General features: G+C 62.1%; 13 protein-coding genes and 1 pseudogene. 3 read left to right on the top strand and 11 right to left on the bottom strand.

The window, feature by feature from the left end:
* Positions 1-5: 5 nt before the first annotated feature.
* From tssL to FJ959_RS32635, 3 genes and pseudogenes are all read right to left on the bottom strand, one after another.
* On the bottom strand, positions 6-1,511 hold the full coding sequence (gene tssL, locus FJ959_RS23005) for a type VI secretion system protein TssL, long form (protein ID WP_140632242.1): 1,506 nt from the start codon (positions 1,509-1,511) through the stop codon (positions 6-8).
* 333 nt (positions 1,512-1,844) lie between these two features.
* A complete protein-coding gene (gene tagH, locus FJ959_RS23000; protein WP_318013584.1) occupies positions 1,845-2,624 on the bottom strand; it encodes a type VI secretion system-associated FHA domain protein TagH in 780 nt (259 codons plus the stop codon).
* Positions 2,625-2,894, bottom strand: a pseudogene (locus FJ959_RS32635) (FHA domain-containing protein); the annotation flags it as partial. It abuts the gene before it with no gap.
* Between the two features lie 275 nt (positions 2,895-3,169).
* On the opposite strand from FJ959_RS32635, the gene tssI reads away from it, so the two are divergent.
* Genes tssI through FJ959_RS22985 form a run of 3 tightly spaced genes read left to right on the top strand, consistent with a single transcriptional unit; the run spans position 3,170 to position 7,105 of the window.
* Entirely contained in the window at positions 3,170-5,497 is a 2,328-nt protein-coding gene (gene tssI / locus FJ959_RS22995; RefSeq protein ID WP_140632239.1) for a type VI secretion system tip protein TssI/VgrG, read from the top strand.
* 11 nt (positions 5,498-5,508) lie between these two features.
* A complete protein-coding gene (locus tag FJ959_RS22990; protein WP_140560443.1) occupies positions 5,509-5,931 on the top strand; it encodes a DUF6484 domain-containing protein in 423 nt (140 codons plus the stop codon).
* 10 nt (positions 5,932-5,941) lie between these two features.
* Positions 5,942-7,105, top strand: coding sequence for a hypothetical protein (locus FJ959_RS22985; protein ID WP_140632236.1), 1,164 nt, complete (start codon positions 5,942-5,944; stop codon positions 7,103-7,105).
* Between the two features lie 14 nt (positions 7,106-7,119).
* Here the strand turns inward: FJ959_RS22985 and FJ959_RS22980 are convergent, their stop codons facing one another.
* The 8 genes from FJ959_RS22980 to icmH form a co-directional block, all read right to left on the bottom strand.
* On the bottom strand, positions 7,120-8,046 hold the full coding sequence (locus FJ959_RS22980; RefSeq protein ID WP_181171976.1) for a beta-ketoacyl synthase N-terminal-like domain-containing protein: 927 nt from the start codon (positions 8,044-8,046) through the stop codon (positions 7,120-7,122).
* A 107-nt stretch (positions 8,047-8,153) separates the two neighbouring features.
* Positions 8,154-9,242: a DUF2169 domain-containing protein gene (locus FJ959_RS22975; RefSeq protein ID WP_140632234.1), complete on the bottom strand. Its 1,089-nt coding sequence runs from the start codon at positions 9,240-9,242 to the stop codon at positions 8,154-8,156.
* Between the two features lies 1 nt (position 9,243).
* Positions 9,244-9,732, bottom strand: coding sequence for a hypothetical protein (locus FJ959_RS22970; protein ID WP_140560447.1), 489 nt, complete (start codon positions 9,730-9,732; stop codon positions 9,244-9,246).
* A 13-nt stretch (positions 9,733-9,745) separates the two neighbouring features.
* Positions 9,746-10,213 (bottom strand): hypothetical protein, encoded by a 468-nt coding sequence (locus FJ959_RS22965; RefSeq protein WP_140560448.1) that lies wholly within the window; start codon positions 10,211-10,213, stop codon positions 9,746-9,748.
* Positions 10,214-10,224: 11 nt separating this feature from the next.
* Positions 10,225-11,022, bottom strand: coding sequence for a DUF4150 domain-containing protein (locus tag FJ959_RS22960; protein WP_140560449.1), 798 nt, complete (start codon positions 11,020-11,022; stop codon positions 10,225-10,227).
* A 2-nt stretch (positions 11,023-11,024) separates the two neighbouring features.
* Entirely contained in the window at positions 11,025-11,564 is a 540-nt protein-coding gene (tagF, locus tag FJ959_RS22955) for a type VI secretion system-associated protein TagF (RefSeq protein ID WP_140632231.1), read from the bottom strand.
* Complete coding sequence (tssM, locus tag FJ959_RS22950) at positions 11,546-15,082, bottom strand: type VI secretion system membrane subunit TssM (protein WP_140632228.1); 3,537 nt, start codon at positions 15,080-15,082, stop codon at positions 11,546-11,548. Before tssM ends, tagF begins: the two co-directional genes overlap by 19 nt.
* Position 15,083: 1 nt before the next feature.
* Positions 15,084-16,406: a type IVB secretion system protein IcmH/DotU gene (gene icmH / locus FJ959_RS22945; protein ID WP_140623892.1), complete on the bottom strand. Its 1,323-nt coding sequence runs from the start codon at positions 16,404-16,406 to the stop codon at positions 15,084-15,086.

Here is a 16,406-nt window from a genome sequence, read left to right as displayed (position 1 = left end):
CGTGCTCACAGTGTTTCCTCCCTGGGGATCATCACATCGACACGGCGGTTCTTGGCGCGGCCATCCGGTGTCGCATTGTCGGCGATTGGCTCGTCCTCGCCCTTGCCCTCGACCGTCAGTCGCGAGGGATCGCTGAATTTCACTGCCATCAACACTTCGACTGCCTTCGCCCGGGCGACGGAAAGGTCGAAGTTGGATTTGAACGCGCTCGACTTTCGTGGTTTCACATTGTCCGTGTGGCCGACGATCCGGATTGGTCCAGGCTCGTGTTCCAGAGCCGCGGCGATGTCGGTGGCAATGGGCTGGAATTCCGGCCTCGCCTCGGCCCTGCCGGACTGGAACAGCAGGAGATTGTTGATCTCCACGACGATGAAGTCGCCCTTGGTGCCGATGGTCAGCCCGCCGCCTTCGAGATCCTTGGCCAATGCCGCACGAATACGATCAATCTGCGCGGTGGCCGCTGGTGGGGTGACTTTCGCCGGCTCAGCCAACGGCGCCACGCCGGCGCGTTCTATGACGACTGGTGTTAATGGGTCGAGCGCCAGCAATTCACCCGCGACCGCCTCACCTTCATTGGTGATGAAGACCCGCAACGCGAAGAACGCCGCTGTCAGCAACGCGGTCGCCGCTGCCGCGACGACCCAAAGCGGCAGGGGGGCGGAGGACTGCGCCATCGCCGCCGCTAGGCCCTGCCAATGCGGCGAGATGTCTCCACCGGAACGCGGCCTGAAATAGCGAAGCGTCTCGTAAACGTCGCGACGAACGCGTTCGAGATTGTTGTCTTGTCGCGTCACGCCTCGATACTGGCCTTCGAAACCCAGCGACAGGCAGGCATGCATCAGTTCGAGCAGATCGTAGTGTTTTTCGGGACTGGCCAGGATCTTGTTCAGCGCTTCGTAGAAGCCGGTGCCGGTGGGCTCGAGGTGAAAGAATTGCCGCAGCATCCCGTGTGGCGCCCAGGCGTCATTCCTAGGCCAGGGCAGGTTACCGATGAGATCGTCGGCGGTTTCGCAGAGGGCGAATTTCGCAATCCGGGCATCCTCTTCGGCAACGCCTGACTTCTCAACTATCCGGTCGAATTTCTCAATCGCCTCGGTGATATGTTGCGCCAATGGCGCCGCCTGTCTTTCAACGGGCAAGAGCCTGAGCTGTCCGAGCAGCATCAGCAAAGGTGCCGCCGCGGCGAGAATGGGGTTTGCCGCGGCGTATTTGATGCCGCTCCCGGCGTTGAATAGGCTTTCCTGCTCGATGCCTGTCCTCGGCGCAGTCCCAGCAGAGCCTGTCGGCGCCCCAACATCGCCGGGGCCACCTTGATAAATCACGGTTCCGGATGCCCAGCCTGGCGACCGCCCGCCGCCTGGATCGAACACCGTCGAATCCTTGATCGGAGAGGGCTGGCCTCTGTCCGCGACGGGCAGCTCGGGAACTAGCGCCGATTTTTGCTTGCTCCGCGGATTTGCGCGAATGACCGTCTTGCCCGCCGGGCCGAAGGGGTCGTCTTTCGAACTCATCGCAGATCGTCCGTGCAGGCGGGGCGCCGGCGATGGGGTGAGATGGGCGCAGAACGGTTTCCGGTCGGGTAAAGGAAAGACAGCCGCTGCCGGCCGTGGCAGTGGCTAGAAAATGCTATCCCGCCGTGGCATGACATTTGCCGCAGACCCCCAGCTCAATGAGTCTTACCCGCTTGGCGAACTGTCTCATGCGATCGTAATCTCAGAAATCGTCGATTGGAACCGGACGTCGGGCGTCAGCGAGACTTTTCTTCGCCGACTGCCGTGCCATGCATTTTTGGCCATGTGCTTTTTGGCCATACGTTTACGGGGGCCGTGCCTTCCTGGGACCTCCTATTTCTGCTTGCCGGCCTTGGCGTAGGCCTCGCTGAAATAGGCCAGGAATATATCAAGCATGCCGTTTTCATGTGCCTCCTCCATGGTCCGCCATGTCGCGACATAGACGTCCCAGGCTTGGCTCTTCTTCTTCGTAAACGAGGTAGGCGGGAGTTTCCTGCCGATCGCCTCGGGCGACAGGTCGTCAAGCAGCCGGGAGAGCGCGGTTTGCATCGCGGTATAAGTGGCAAACTCGTGAGTCTTGAGATCGCGGAATGCATCTTCGATGCTGCGCCTGGCATCAAGATAGCCGGTCCTGCGCCGGGCGAACATGATTTCCAGGATGTCGTCGGTTCCTGGAACGAACTTCATCGGATTGTTGTCGGCGGCGCTGATCATCGTTCGCTGTGTGCTTTTGGCCAACATTTTCGCGGCCGCGCGTGCTTTCAGCAGCAGGGTCAGCTCCTCGACCACGTCCCGCAAGACCGCGCCGATTTCGGCGGCAACTTCATGGGGGTCGCGCGATTGAAGCAATTCCGGCGAAATGCCGGCTGCGATCGCGATCTCCCGCAGCACCTCGTCCCTGGTTGAGGGAAGGGCAGGCGACGAGAATGTCGGCGCGGAACTGCGCTGTGCGGACCGTTGCTGCGCGGGCTCGAAGAAAGGCCCATCTCCGAATTCCAGCGGCCGGCCTGTCGCGACCGGCGTTTCCCGCTGTGTCGAATCGCGGCTGGGGTGGTCTGCCGTGGCGCGCTCTTCTTCGACCGATACCAAGACGACATAGCGGCCGATCAGCATCCGGTCGCCATCGACCAGCCGATGCGGGCCGCTCATGCGCTGGCTCGATCCATTGATGAAGGTCCCGTTGCGCGAGATGTCGTACAGCCAGAACGCGCCCGCCTCGTATCGAACCTCGCAGTGCCGACCCGAGATGAACTTGTCGGGGTCGGGCAAGGTCCAGTCACAAGCATCGCGCCCGATTTCGAAGCCGCTATCACGCGCCACGTAGCTGGTCGAGGTGCCAGCGAGCAGGGCGTCGACATTGTTGATCCGCAGACTGATGTACATCCAAGATCGCCGTCGATCGTTGATCGATACTCCAACATTCTAGCAGCTTGCAGGCAAAACAGGACAGCGGCGTTTCAAGCCGACGAGTCGACGGATAAGATTCTGTCGCCCGCCTGTCCTCTTTGGTCAGCGGGAAAACATGTGGTAGGCTAAACATGGCCTGGCGTGGCGGATTTGGAAAGTTCCTGAACGTAACACCGCTAATGACACCGTTGATATAGCGGGAACTTCAAATCCATCACATTGGCGGCCGCGTCCAGGAGGGGGCTCGACCCATGCCGAATGAACGTGCCACCGTTGTCCGCACACCGGTTGGCTCCGATTTGCTGACCTTCACGCATCTTGTCGGACGCGATGAGATCAGCCGTTGCTTTGCCTACACGGTCGGGTTCGTGAGCACAGACTCCGATATCGACCCGTTGAAGATGCTGGGCGGGCCTGTCTCGATCGAAGGTGAATCCGATCCAAAGCGCTGGCTCAGTGGAATCGTATCGGAGTTTCGGCTCACCCGCATGGAGGACCGGCTAGCCTACTACGAGGCCGTCATGAGGCCGTGGCTCTGGTTTCTCGGTAACACCACAGATTGCTATATTTTCCAGAACAAGAGCGTCGTCGACATCGTCAAGGATGTCTTCAAGAAATACGGTATTTCCGAATTCGATCTACGCCTGCAAGGGTCCTATCCGGCGCGTGAATACTGCGTGCAATACGACGAGACCGATCTGGACTTTGTGCAGCGGCTGCTGGAGCACGAAGGTATCTTCTATTTCTTCGAGCACGATGACGGCAAGCATACGCTTGTCCTGGCCGATGCGATGAGCAAGCTGAAGCCTGCGCCGGGCTACGAGAAAGTGCTCTATAACTTTGAAGGTCAGGGCTCCCGGCGCGACGTCGAATACATCACCGAATGGATACCGGGCAGCTCGGTGCGCCCAGGCGCCTATGCCCACACCGATTATGATTTCAAGAAGCCGGGCGCCGACCTCATGGCCAAGTCGGCCCAGCCGTTCAGTCACAAACTGTCCGCGGGTGAGAACTACCGCCAGCCGGGCGCGCATCTCGAAGCAAGCCGGGGCGACAGCCTGGCTTCGATCCGGCGCGAGGAGATCCAGGCCTTGCACCAGCGCATCGCCGCGGCCGGCACCGTGCGCGGCTTGTATTCCGGCTGCACGTTCAAGCTGGACGGTTTTCCGCGCGAAGACCAGAACCAGGAATATCTGGTGGTCAGCGCCGAATACAGGCTGTTTGACCCCGGCTATAGAGCCCAGGCCGACGTCGAAAGCGAGAGTTTCAAAGTGGTCCTCGGTGTGGCGCCGACAGCCTTGCCCTATCGCCCGCCGCGGACCACGCCACGACCGATCATGCGCGGCCCGCAGACGGCGACGGTGGTCGGTCCATCCGGCGAGGAGATATTCACCGACAAATATGCGCGGGTGAAGATCCAGTTTCATTGGGACCGCGTCGGCAAGAAGGACCAGAACAGTTCCTGTTTCGTACGGGTGTCGCAGAGCTGGGCCGGCAGTGGCTGGGGGTTCATCCAGATACCGCGCATCGGCCAGGAGGTCATCGTCGACTTCATCGAAGGCGACCCGGACCTGCCGATCATCACCGGCCGGGTCTACAATGCCTCGCAGATGCCGCCCTACGGCCTGCCTGGCAACGCCACACAATCGGGCTGGAAGTCGGATTCTTCCAAAGGCGGTGGCGGCTACAACGAACTGATGTTCGAGGATAAGGCGGGCTCCGAACTGGTCAATTTCCAGGCGCAGAAGGATCACAACCTTCTGATCAAGCATGACCGCACAAAGCTGGTCCAGCACGATCAGTCCGACCGCATTGACCACGACGCCAAACACTCCGTCGGCCACAACCTCGACGAGGACGTCGGCAACAACAAGACGGTCAAGATCGGCGTCGACCAGACCACCAACATCGGCTCGAACGACACCGAGACAGTGGGCGCCAACCGCTCGCTGACAGTCATGGCCAACGAGACCATTCATGTCGTGTCGAACTCGACGGAAAACATCGACGCCAATCATTCTCAGACAGTGGGGATTGTACAGACGATTACGGTGAAGGCGGCGCGTTTCGACACCGTCGGCGCCGCGGAGACCCGTAGCGTCGGCGGTTTTCAGATCAACAGCATCGGCGCGACCCGTTCTGTCAGCGTGGTGCTGGGGCAGAGCCACGACATCGGGGCTTCCGACAGTTGGACCATCAAATCCGACCAGACGGTGAAAATTAATGGAAATCAGACATTCAATGTAGACGGCGATCATGCTTCGACGATCGGCAAGGGACGGACCGCCAAGATCACCGCGGACGATGGCACCCAAATCGATGGAGCGCATTCGCTCAAGGTCGGCAAGGGCAGCGCCATCGACGTCGCTGAAGACATGTCGATCGCTTCTGGCAAGAATATAACGATCAATGCGAAGGATTCGATCACATTAGAATGCGGCAGTGCATCGATTACTATGAAGAAGGATGGAACGATTCTGATCGATGGGAAGAATATCTCCATAAAGGGCGGCGGTAAGATTGACATCAGTGCTTCCAGCAATGTGAATATTAAAGGCAGCAACGTTCACAATAATTGAGGACAGGCAATATGGATGTGCTCAATCGGATTGACGGAGTGGTAATCGGGCTTGTGATCGGCATTGACGGCGGAATGCCGCTTGTGGTCTTTGTCGGCAATCCCCGCGAGACTGCGATCCCGGCGCGCAGCTTGGCCGAGCTCGATTCGACCGCCATTGGTTCGGAAGTGGCGTTACTTTTTGAAGGCGGCGATCCAACGAGGCCGCTTGTGGTGGGACGAATCGTTGAGCCCCTGCGAAAGAACAAGGACCTGCAGATCCTCCGCGACGGTGAACGGGTGTCGATAACCGCAGACCAGCGCATTGAGCTGCGCTGCGGACAGGCGTCGATCATCCTGGAGAAGGATGGGCGTATCACAATTCGCGGCAGCCAGCTGACGAGCCAGGCCAGCGGCACCAACTGCATCCGTGGCGGAGCCATCCATCTCAACTGAGGCATTCACGATGCTGCGTATCGCGTCTATCGCTGCCATCGTCGACCAGCACGCCAGCAACGCAGCCTTCCTCTGGTTCCGTCGCCGCCATGAAATCGATCGGCCGATCCTGGGCGAAACCGATATCGGCCGCATCGACCAACGCCTGAATGCAAATCTCGACGGGCTGATGGCGTCCGGAAAAGCCGGTTGGGAGGCGGCGCAGGCGCATTTCGCCGATTATGCCGAACTCGGCGAGCTTTTCGTGCTTGGCGCGCTGGCGTTGCGCTGGGGCGATTCCGAAGCCGTTGCTTCGGCGATTGACGCCGCGGCGACGCTGGGCGAGGTTGGCGTGTCGGGCTTGTCCGGCGCGATTGCGCGCACGCCGCGCGAAAACCTGCGTCCGTTCATGGCGGACTGGCTGGACGCGCGCGACGCGCGGCTGCGCGCCCTCGGCCTCGCGGCACTCTGGCATCATCGCGTGGATCCCGGTGCCCGCCTCGGCGTTTTGCTGAGCGATCCGTGCCCGGATGTTCGTGGACGTGCGTTTCGGCTTGCCGGCGGGCTCAAACGGCGCGACCTCCTTCCGGCGGTGCTGGCCGGACTTGAGGGCGACACGCCGAAGGAACGTCTGACTGCCGCTCTTGCGGCTTGCCTTCTTGGCGAAGCGCGCTCGGCTCACTCGGCGCTCGACCGGATAGTGCTGGCAGAACCCGGCCTCGCGCCCGCAGCGATCGAGATGCGCCTTCTGACGACGCCCCTGAAGACCGGCAGGGGCTGGTTGCAGGACCATTTGAAGCAGTCTGCCTTGCGCGCCACCGCAACAGCGGCGATCGGACTCTTTGGCGACCGGTCGGTCATGCCCTGGCTGATCGCCAAGATGCGTGAGCCGGAGCTTGTCTTCGCCGCCGGGCTGGCGCTGCGAGATCTTTTCGACGTGGATTTCAATGATACCAACCTGTTCACGATAGATCCGGCCTTGCTCGGCAGGGAATTTGAATTCCTGACCGCCAGCCCGCTTCCGGTTGCCGATCGCATCACGGCGTGGTGGGATGAGGTGCGCGGCGGAGGCAATCACGAGCCCTTCTATTCGATGCGCAGGCTTCGGCTGGACGCAATACGCGCCGCACTCGTTGAGCCGGATGCGCCGCTGACCGATTGGCGCAGGACGCGCCGGTTCCCGGCTTGGATGTGAGTTCGGCCGCAGGGTTAGCGGCGGGTCATGCCGGCCATCACCGCTGCCGCGCGCAGGCCGCCTTCGGAAGACACCTCGCAGATGGCGGTCGGCCCGGGCGCATAGTCGTTCACAAAGCTATCAGCGGCCAGCATCAGGGCCATCGCCCCTCCGGCAGCGCCTACGTCGCCGATCGTCATCGCTGGATAGGCGGTGGGCAGGATTTCACGGCTCGTGCGGTAAAAGCGCTGTCGCACAATGAGTTGCTCCCAGCCGTTGTAGCGCTCGCCATTGCCGTTGCTTACGACGAAATTGATGTCTGGTTCGGACGGACCCGGTCCGCTCATCGCATCGCGCAGGGCACCGAGCATTGCCCGGCCCTGACTGAACCGCTTCGATAACACGCCATCGGTCTCCTGCGCCGTGCCGACGCCGTGGATCGCCACATGAACACGATCCACCGCCTTAGGCTCGCGGGTGAGACGTACGAAGACGGCGCCTTCGCCTGGCACTAGACCCTGCGCGTTGTCATCCCCAGAAAGGCGTCCGGCCCGGGCCAGCCGGGCTAGATCGGTGTCGTTGACAAGGCTGTCGACGCCGCCGAGCAGTACCTGCTCGGCGCCCTCAGTTTCTAGGATATTGATGGCGCGTTCAAGGAGGCCGAGACTGGCCGCCGCGCCGCCGTCCACAGCCCGTGACGCGCGGTGGAAGTGCTGCCCCGTCGCCGCAATGATCGCGCCAGGGAAGGCTGACGGGCGGATGTCTCCGTAGGCGGTATGCTGGCGAAAGCTCTCAGGTGGAGTCATAAGAATCGCCGTCGCCTCCGTGCGCGATTCGCCGGTGCGCATCGCTTCGTTGATCGCGCGGGCGGCTATGTTGGCAAGCCACTCGCCTTCGTTTCGGCGTACCCGGGAGCGCGCCGGCACGCGGGCAACGGTAATTGTTTCGCCCTCCTCGGTCATCCACGCATCGACTGCTGATAGACCGGCGCGTATAGCGGCGAGCGTCTGCGCAGCGTTGAGGCCAGCAGCTGTGACTGCGCCTGCGCCTGTGATATAAAGCGGTCGCCTCATGGCCGCCACACAGGCTGGTCGCGTAGTGTTCCGTCACCGCCGATGCCTGTGTATTCCTTGCCCTTGCGGGCAGCAGTAAGGAACATCGGTGTCACGTGGCCGAAGACGATCTCCCGCAGCGCGGGCGCGTTGCGCCGCGTCAAGACCGCAAGACGGGCCTTGAGCGTGACGCGTCTGAGATCAGGCTCGATCACTACCGTGTCGGCCCGGAACGCAGCGTTCTCGATGCGATCGTCGAAGATCAGCCGTACCGGCGCGGTGACGGATGGGAGGCGAAAATCCCAGCGGCTTTCGGGCGTTAGCCCGACTAGCGTCACAGCCTCCCCACCTAGTATCTGCGGCAGGCGCTGGTCGGCCGGCGCGCAAAGATAATGCTGAGAATCGAAGTCCTTAGGCGGAAGGGGCCACTGCGTGTCAGTCCACGCTTGATCATAGGTGCCGGCATAACGGATGCGAGGCTGCCACCCCCGCCCGATTACACCGAATCCCGCAGGCTTCGGCCGGTCGGAAGGACTGAGATAGGGTTCCCCCGGATAGGTGATGTTGGGAGCATGGGTCTTTACCGCAGGGTCGGCCGAGCGAGCATGGTGGAAGCCAACGCCAACCGGGTTGCGTGTTTCGACGCGCCCGTCCTCGGTCGTACCGCCATATGCACGCTCATAGACCAGCGACAAGGTGCGGAAAGGGTGCGGCGTCGAATAGCTGCCAGCGTCGTAGATACGGTCGCCGGCAACCTGAAGCGCCTTGCGCACTACGCCAATTCTCAAGCCAACCTGCATCTCGCGAACCGGCTTATCGTTCGGCGCGTATGCGGTGCCATTGACCACGACCTCGGCGACCGTCTTCACTGGCGCGATATCGGCCTCATAGCGTATCGAGGAGGCTGCGGGGTCGCCGAACGGCTCGTCGCTCAACGCCACGGGAAGTTGTTCGGCGGCCGGCCAAAATGGGGCGCCCGCGTCGGCCGCCTCGAAGCTCGCGGAGAACATGGCGACCATGAGTTCCTGACCCTCAGCGTCGACCTGTACCATGGTGGCGGTGGCAAACGGCGTGCGGTTCTCTATCCAGACGTTGAAAGCAGCCATGTCAGCACCAACGCCCCTCTTTGGACAGGCCGACAGGCCAGTAGGGCTGGCTGGCCAGCACTTCGACGCAAAGGTTCTCGCCAGCTTCGATCACCCATGCAAGTAGGAATATCGGCGGGTCGACGGATTCGGCTCCACCGTCGTTGAGGGCGTCGCAGGCCAGCCAGAACTTGCGCACCACGGCGATGAAATGCATATCGGCAGCAGGACCAGCCGGATATTCCTGAGTTAGGAAGTCGCGCGCGGCCTCGGGGCTGCCGAGCCTGACGGTCTGATAGGTCATCGCCTCCTGCCAATCAGAGGCGACACGCTCCACGTGCGGCCGGAGTTGGTCGAGATAGGTCGCGAACAGTTCGCGATGTGGCGGCGCTCCCGGCTGTGGCACGGCCGATCCGGCAAGCGGCGCGCCGGAGAGCATGAGGTCGTCCGGCGCTTCCAGAAGGCGACGAATGTTCTGCTCGCGTCGATGCTGAGTAAGGATCGGGGACATGGCTCGGCTCCTCTCAGACCACGTGGTCGCTGGCGTCGAGACCAACCGGCTGGTAGACCAGCCAAACAACGGCGTCGACGAGATCCTCGTCCTCGCCATGCAGCGCATCCACGAGCAGCAGCCAGGGAGCGATTGGAACACCGTCTTCAAATCGCCGATTGTCATCATCTTCGTCGTCGATACCCCAGTCGTCCTCCGACGGCGGAATCCTTTCAACAGAATCACGTGCGTCGCCGTAGGTCTCGATTTCCTCGTTGATCGCCACCACGCTAAGGTAATATTTGCGGAAGACCGCCAGCACGAATGGATGCGAGGACGGACCGAACGGCCAGCGGGCCTCGATTATACGGGCGGCTTCCTCCTTTGAAGAGGTTTCGCCTGCAATCTTCACCTGAAGCTTTGCCCACCACTCGTTGGCCGCGCCTAAGGCTTCACGCAGGTCAAAAACGTAATTTCCATACAGGCGATCGAAGGCATTCATGCGCGTGTGTCCTACGCCAGATAGGTCTTGATGCGCTGCTGAACCTGGGCAATGGTCTCATTATACCGCGTGAAATGGGCCATACCTTTCTGCACATTATTAAGGCTGTGGTTGGCGCATTGTGGCTGAACTGCGGCGTTGGATGTTGCCCACCTCTTGAACGCTGCTCCGTTCCGGCAACCACCTTTGTACCATGCGATGACGATCGGGGGCTGGTGGTCGGCCGTCTTGCCCGGTTTTCCGCAACGTGCTCCTGTTGGCCCGATCACCCAGCACGGCTTGCCTTGGATATGGGCAGTCTGCGTGGGAGTAGGACCATATCCTTTGCCTGAACGCTCGTAGTGACGGGAGCATCTCTTCTTTCCCGAGAAAGCCTTGCGTCGCTTGAAGCGGGCAAGGGCGGACATGTCGCATGCCCCTGCGGGCGCGGATGCCGCCGCCTGGCCCATCGGATCGCCGTGGCGGCCAACCCCCTTGCCCTCGACTTTCACCAAGAAGGACCAGAGCATGAAGAAGCCCTTACCCTTGATCTTGTGCGTAACGACGTTGCCGCCCTGAACACCGCCTTCGTCGCCGGAACTCATCATAATCTCGGACGCGTTCTCGAGCGCGGTAGGCTCGCCATCAATTTTAACGCTCTTGCTTCCCTTAATAAGGTCGCCGGCCTGCAGCATGTTTACATAGGGCACAGGCACCGGCCCGGCCGGTGGCGGAGGAGGGCTGAGACAAACGTCGCCTGGCGCAATGCCCTTGCCACCACTCCCCTTGTGAAAAAAGCCCATGCTCTCAGCGAAGACAGTAAGGCCCATCGTCAGATATCCTCGATTGTGGGCTTGGTGGCCCGTAGCTTCGGCAAGGCGTTGTCGGCGAGGTCGTGGATATCAGCGAAGCTAAACTCGATGACGTCGAAGTCATCGCACCAGAACGTTATGGCGGAAGCGTCGCCCGTGCTCGTCTCTCTCAGCAAGGCCAGCGTCTCTGCTAGCTTGGTGGTTGACCAGTTTCCTTCCACAGCGCCGTTAAGGCAGGCGGCGATTTCGTCAAACCATCTGGCGGTAGGCTCCGGTGGCGGTCCAAGCCGCACAATGGCAAAGGGGTATCGGCGCCCGACACGGTCCTCGCTCATGCGCCATGCGCCGGCGCAGGGCAGGTCACCAAAAATACCGGGCTGCATGGTAAAGCGCCAGACACGCGAGTCCAACTCACCTTCATCCGGCCGCGCCAGCAATTCCATCGACATCCAGCGGTCCCAGCGGTCGATAAAAGTCCGCGGCAGGTTCCAAGCGACGAAATCCCCCGTCGCCGGGATCTTGCCGTAGAAGCCGGGCGCGTTCATATCTGCGCGGGACATGTGAACTTCTTGAACATTTCGAGGTTGTAGGGGTTTTCGACGCTGGCGGCCTTGAGCTCGAAATCGGCGTACATGCCTTTCGTGCCCAGGCGCAGACTGTAGACATCCGAAAGCGAGGTTCCGGTGAATCGGCCGCTGCGCAACATCCTCAGCCATGCCCAGCTGCCGGTCTCGTTGAGCATGATTTCGGGCGATCCGTCGATCGGCTGGAAGGCGAGCGAAATGACCCCGGTGCCGTCCTTGCCGGGCCAGGTCATCGGTTGCGGCCGCGTTGCGTTGTTGTAGTAGACGAGGCTCTGGCCATCGAGATTGAGCGTGACGCGCGTGAGGTTGGGAGACAGATCCTTCGGTTCGAGCGTGAAGCTCATCACCGGTCCGGCACCCCCGGGGAAAAGATCGTCGCGGATGTGCCTGGCCTGCTCGAACGCCGCCAGCGCCGAAGGGTCGAGGCCGAAATCGGCGCGCCACTTCCAAGGCTCGCCGGTCGTGTCGACATAATTGATCAGGTGGTCGTTGATGAAACCGTCGATCAGCCCGGCCGGCCCGAACAGGCGGGCGAAATCGTGCACGTTGACGTCGACCGCACTGGCTTCGCTGAAGGGATAGCGATTGTTCAGCGCCGCTTGGCAGAAAGGCAGTATGTCGGCCCGCCAGATGGCGTTGAGTTCCGAAGTGACCGCCTTTTGAGTCAAATTGCTGGTGTCGCCGGCTATCCCGCCCAACCAGCTGTTGATGGGATCGGGCAGGATCTGGGCCTGCCTTGCCACCGCGCCCGTCAGTTCGGCAAGGCCCCCCTGTTTCTTGATGGCGTCCTGTGGATTGGGGTTCGCGGTGACCGTTTGCAGGACGTTCGAAAGCGCGGTCAGTGCGACAACGGCAGCATCCAGCGCCGGTGGCTGGCCGTCGACCTCTGCGATGGTGCTCTTCAGCGGTTTGAAATGTTCGGCCACCAGATTGCCGGTCAGGTCCACCTCACTGGCGGATCCGGCGCGGGGAAGTAGTTTCGCACCCGACGTCGCCAGTTTGCCCAGCTTGCCCAGCTTGCCGAGCAGTTTCGAAGCGCCCTTGGCTGCCGCCTTGTCGTCGGCAGGCGCTTCGTCGGAACGGGTCAGTTCTGTCTCCTGAACGACCGCCGTAAGCAGCCGCTTCAGCGCTGAATCCGCACTTGAGAGGTCTTTCAGGTTTTCGCCGGCGACATTGAGATCGGTCAATGGTGCAAGCCTCATGTCGCGCAGGAAGCTATCCCATTGCGCGATGTAGTCGTCGTAGTAGAGCTTCAGAATATCCTCGGACAGCGCCGAGACGGATGTCTCGGCATTTTCCGAGCAACCGCCGGCGAAAACCGCACGATCGAGCGCCGCCTGGGCGGCGACATCGTCGATGCGGTCGAGAATGACGTCGTGAAAGCCGGAATAGGTGAAAGCGCCCGAAATGCCGACGCGTAGTGTCTTGCCCGAACGCCGTGCAAACACCTTGCCGCCGTTTGGGCCGGCGAAATTGGCCGGTATCCACTCCTTCAGCCCGGCCACTGCCGGATCGGCCAACAACTGCTTGTAGCCACGCGCCGGCAACGAAATCGTGCAGACCGTTTTCAGAGCTTCGGCAACCAGGGCCTGGTCCGGCGCGACATAGCTTTCGTCGACCGTCATCCGGCGGATCGCGGCAAGCTGATGCTCTTCGGCGTCGGCTGTCGGAAATGGCGCCGCGGCCGCGAATTCGGGCAGACTGTTCACCCACCAGTTCTGGGCGTAGTCTGGATCCATCTGCGACAGGCCCGTCATCATGCGATAGGTCTTGAGCGCACCGAGCATGAAGTCGGGATCGCGGATCTGGCGCCACATCGTCGCCTCGAGCAGGGCCACCATCCGGGGCTCGAGCACGTTGCGGAGGGCGTGGTCATAAGTGTCGGCCTGTGCCCTGACCAGTTCCGCCGAGGCCGATGGGCCAAGCAGATCGTGGGCAGCGCCCGGCGGTGCTGTCCGGGCATTTGCGACCGCGTCCATCGCCTCGAGCGCGCCGTCCATGGCAGGCCGCTCCACCGATGCCGGGGTTGCGGCAGCGGAGGTCAGCGGCGTTTGCAGCGCTTCGAACTGGCCTGCCTGCGCCGAGATCGCATGGCGGTTGTCAAAATAGGACCAGGTGAACAGGCCGCCTGCCAGCAACGCCGCCGCAGCGCATGCGGCAGCGGCGCCGCGCCAGATCCAGGCTCGGCGGCGTTGCGCCAGTGGGTCAAATGTACCGAGGCCTGCTTCCTTGAAGATGACTTCAGTGAGGAGGTTCTTCAGGAAGAAGCTGCGTTTCTCGACCCGAGATGCGGGCAGGGCGCGCCGCGGTGGAAGACCGAAGGAGGAAGACAGCGCGGCGGTCAGCCGGTCGATAGGCGCCCCTTCCTGCGTCGCCGATGTCAGGTAGAGGCCGCGCAGCCAGGCAGCCTCCTCATACCGGCTTTCGCCGAACATGGCTTCGACCAGCACCTGAATCGGTTCGGACAAGCTTGTCAGTTGGGCGGGAAACCTGAAGATTTCGGCACGGGCGGCGAGTTTGTCCTCGTCCTCCAGGCGCGTCACCAGGCGCCGCTCGAGTTCGGTCGCCAGCGTCGCGATTTCTCGTTCGATGGTCTTGCCATCCACGCGCGCATCCAGCGCGAACGTCGTCCCCCACACCTGTTCGCGCGAGGCGGTCGACAGGCCGCCGAAGAAGGGCTCGAAGCCCTTGATCAGGTCGGCCTTGGTCAGCATCAGATAGACCGGCAGGCGGATTTCAAGCCGGTCGTTGAGCTCGGCCAACCGGCGGCGGATCTTGCGCCCGTGCGCCTTGATGGCCTCGTCGCCCTCGGAAAGGACGTCGATCGAAAGCGCGACGATCACGCCGTTCAGCGCACGGCGGCCGCGATGTTTCTTCAAGAGGTCGAGGAAACCGAGCCATTCGGCCGCGTCGACATCCGGCTGGCTCTCCTGCTGGACATAGCGGCCGGCGGTGTCGATTAGAACCGCGTTTTCGGAAAAGAACCAGTCGCAGTTGCGCGTGCCACCGACCCCCTGCAAGTCGTCTGTGAGGTCGATCGGAAAATTCAGTCCGGACTGCCGCAAGGCGGTGGTCTTGCCGGTGGCCGGCGGCCCGACGATCACATACCAAGGCATCTCGCGCAGGAACTTGCGCCCGCCCAGCTTGCGGCGCCTCAGTTCGGTCATCACCTCGGCGAACTTGGCGCCCACGGCGGCGACGTTCTCTTCGCCTGGGCTGAGCGGCTTTTCCACCGCTGGCGCGGCAATCTCGGCGACGAACATGCGGTTGGCGCGGATCGCCCGGCGCTGGGCAACGATCAGCCAGACCAGCCAGAAGATGACCAGCAGCGCGATGATGACGATGCGCACATTTTCGGAGGCGAAGGGGTCGTAGGGACCAACCCTGACGATCGGACCGAAGATCCAGATAACCAGGGATAGCAGCGTCAGGCCGATCAGCGTCCACAGCCAGCGCGATGTCAGGACCGCCCAGAGGAAGCGCAGGATGAACATCTCACAGCCTCTTTTCGACGAGCACCTCGACGCGGCGATTCAAGGCTCGCCCCTCGCGCGTGCTGTCGCTGGCCACAGGATCGGTGGCAGCCCGGCCCTCCGAATGGACGCGATCCTGCGGCACTCCGTTTTGAACCAGCATGTCGGCAATCGTCCGGGCGCGAGCCTCGGATAGTCGCTGGTTGGTCGACAGCGGGTTGGTCTTTTGCAAAGGAACGCTGTCAGTATGGCCGACCACCGTGATGTTTCCGATCAGCTCCTGATTGGCGAGGATCACCTTGGCGATCGAACCGATCAAGGGTTCGAAACCATCGGTCAATTGTGGCCGCGATGACTGGAATAGTTCGGGGTTGGAGGCCTGGATGATCAGCTTGGCCAGTGAAACGCTCTCCGTGCCGCTGAGAGCAGATTTGAGCTCGGCCGGCGCCCCCGCCTGGAATTCCGGCAACAGCGCAAAATCCACTTTTTCCGGTGGCGGGGCGTCGACTTTGGGCGACGCGCGGGTGATGTCGCCGCGGGCAGGCGGTGGCAGGGCACGAACAAGTGCGGAAAGCTCGACCGCCTGGCTGCTCAGTCCCATCGACAGCCCGATATGGATCGCCGCGGCTGCAACCGCAGCACCGAGCGCCATGACCCAGATCGGCACGATGAAGCGCTGCGGCTGGTCGGAGGCGATGACACCTTTCCAGTTTGGCGCTAAAGGCGCGCCTTCGGCGTCGGCATTGCGCAGGAAGCGGGCCGCCGCCACGCGAACCGCATTGAGCGAGCGGTCGCCTGAGCGGCCGGGCACGCGATATTTGCCACGGAAGCCGAGCGCCAGGCAATGGTACTGCAGTTCAAGCAATTCTCGGTCCCGGTTAGGATGTCGTTCCAGTTCGTCGAGTCGCGTGAAGAATTGCGTGCCGGCATCGACATCGCCGCGCAGCATGACGACGAGCGGCTGCCGCGGCCAGGCGCTGGCCCCGCCCCAAGGCGTGTTCAGGGCCAGATCGTCGAGCAACGCAGCCACCACCCAGGCTGCCTGGTCGGCTCGCTCCATCGAGGACCCCGTCGACATAGCCGTGTCGCGTGCCCGAACCAGTTCTTCGAGCAAACGGGTGCGCAAGACTTCCGGATTGTCTGGCGGCATTGCGCTTTCGAGCTCGGGGGCGAACTCGAGCAAGGGCGCAAAGGCGTTGACAAGCGCGTTCGGGTGGGTGCGAGAGCGTTTTACCAGTGCGCCCGGCGAAAGTGGCGCCATGGGCCTTGGCATCGGCGCGCCGCTCAATCGTATGCGAGTGCGTTCGCGATCCTCCGACAGTCCGAAAGGATCATCGCGGCTCAT

The organism is Mesorhizobium sp. B2-2-4 (assembly GCF_006442375.1).
GTDB lineage: Bacteria > Pseudomonadota > Alphaproteobacteria > Rhizobiales > Rhizobiaceae > Mesorhizobium.
The sequence above is the reverse complement of the archived record's forward strand: the minus strand, read 5'-3'. Positions and strand labels throughout refer to the sequence as shown.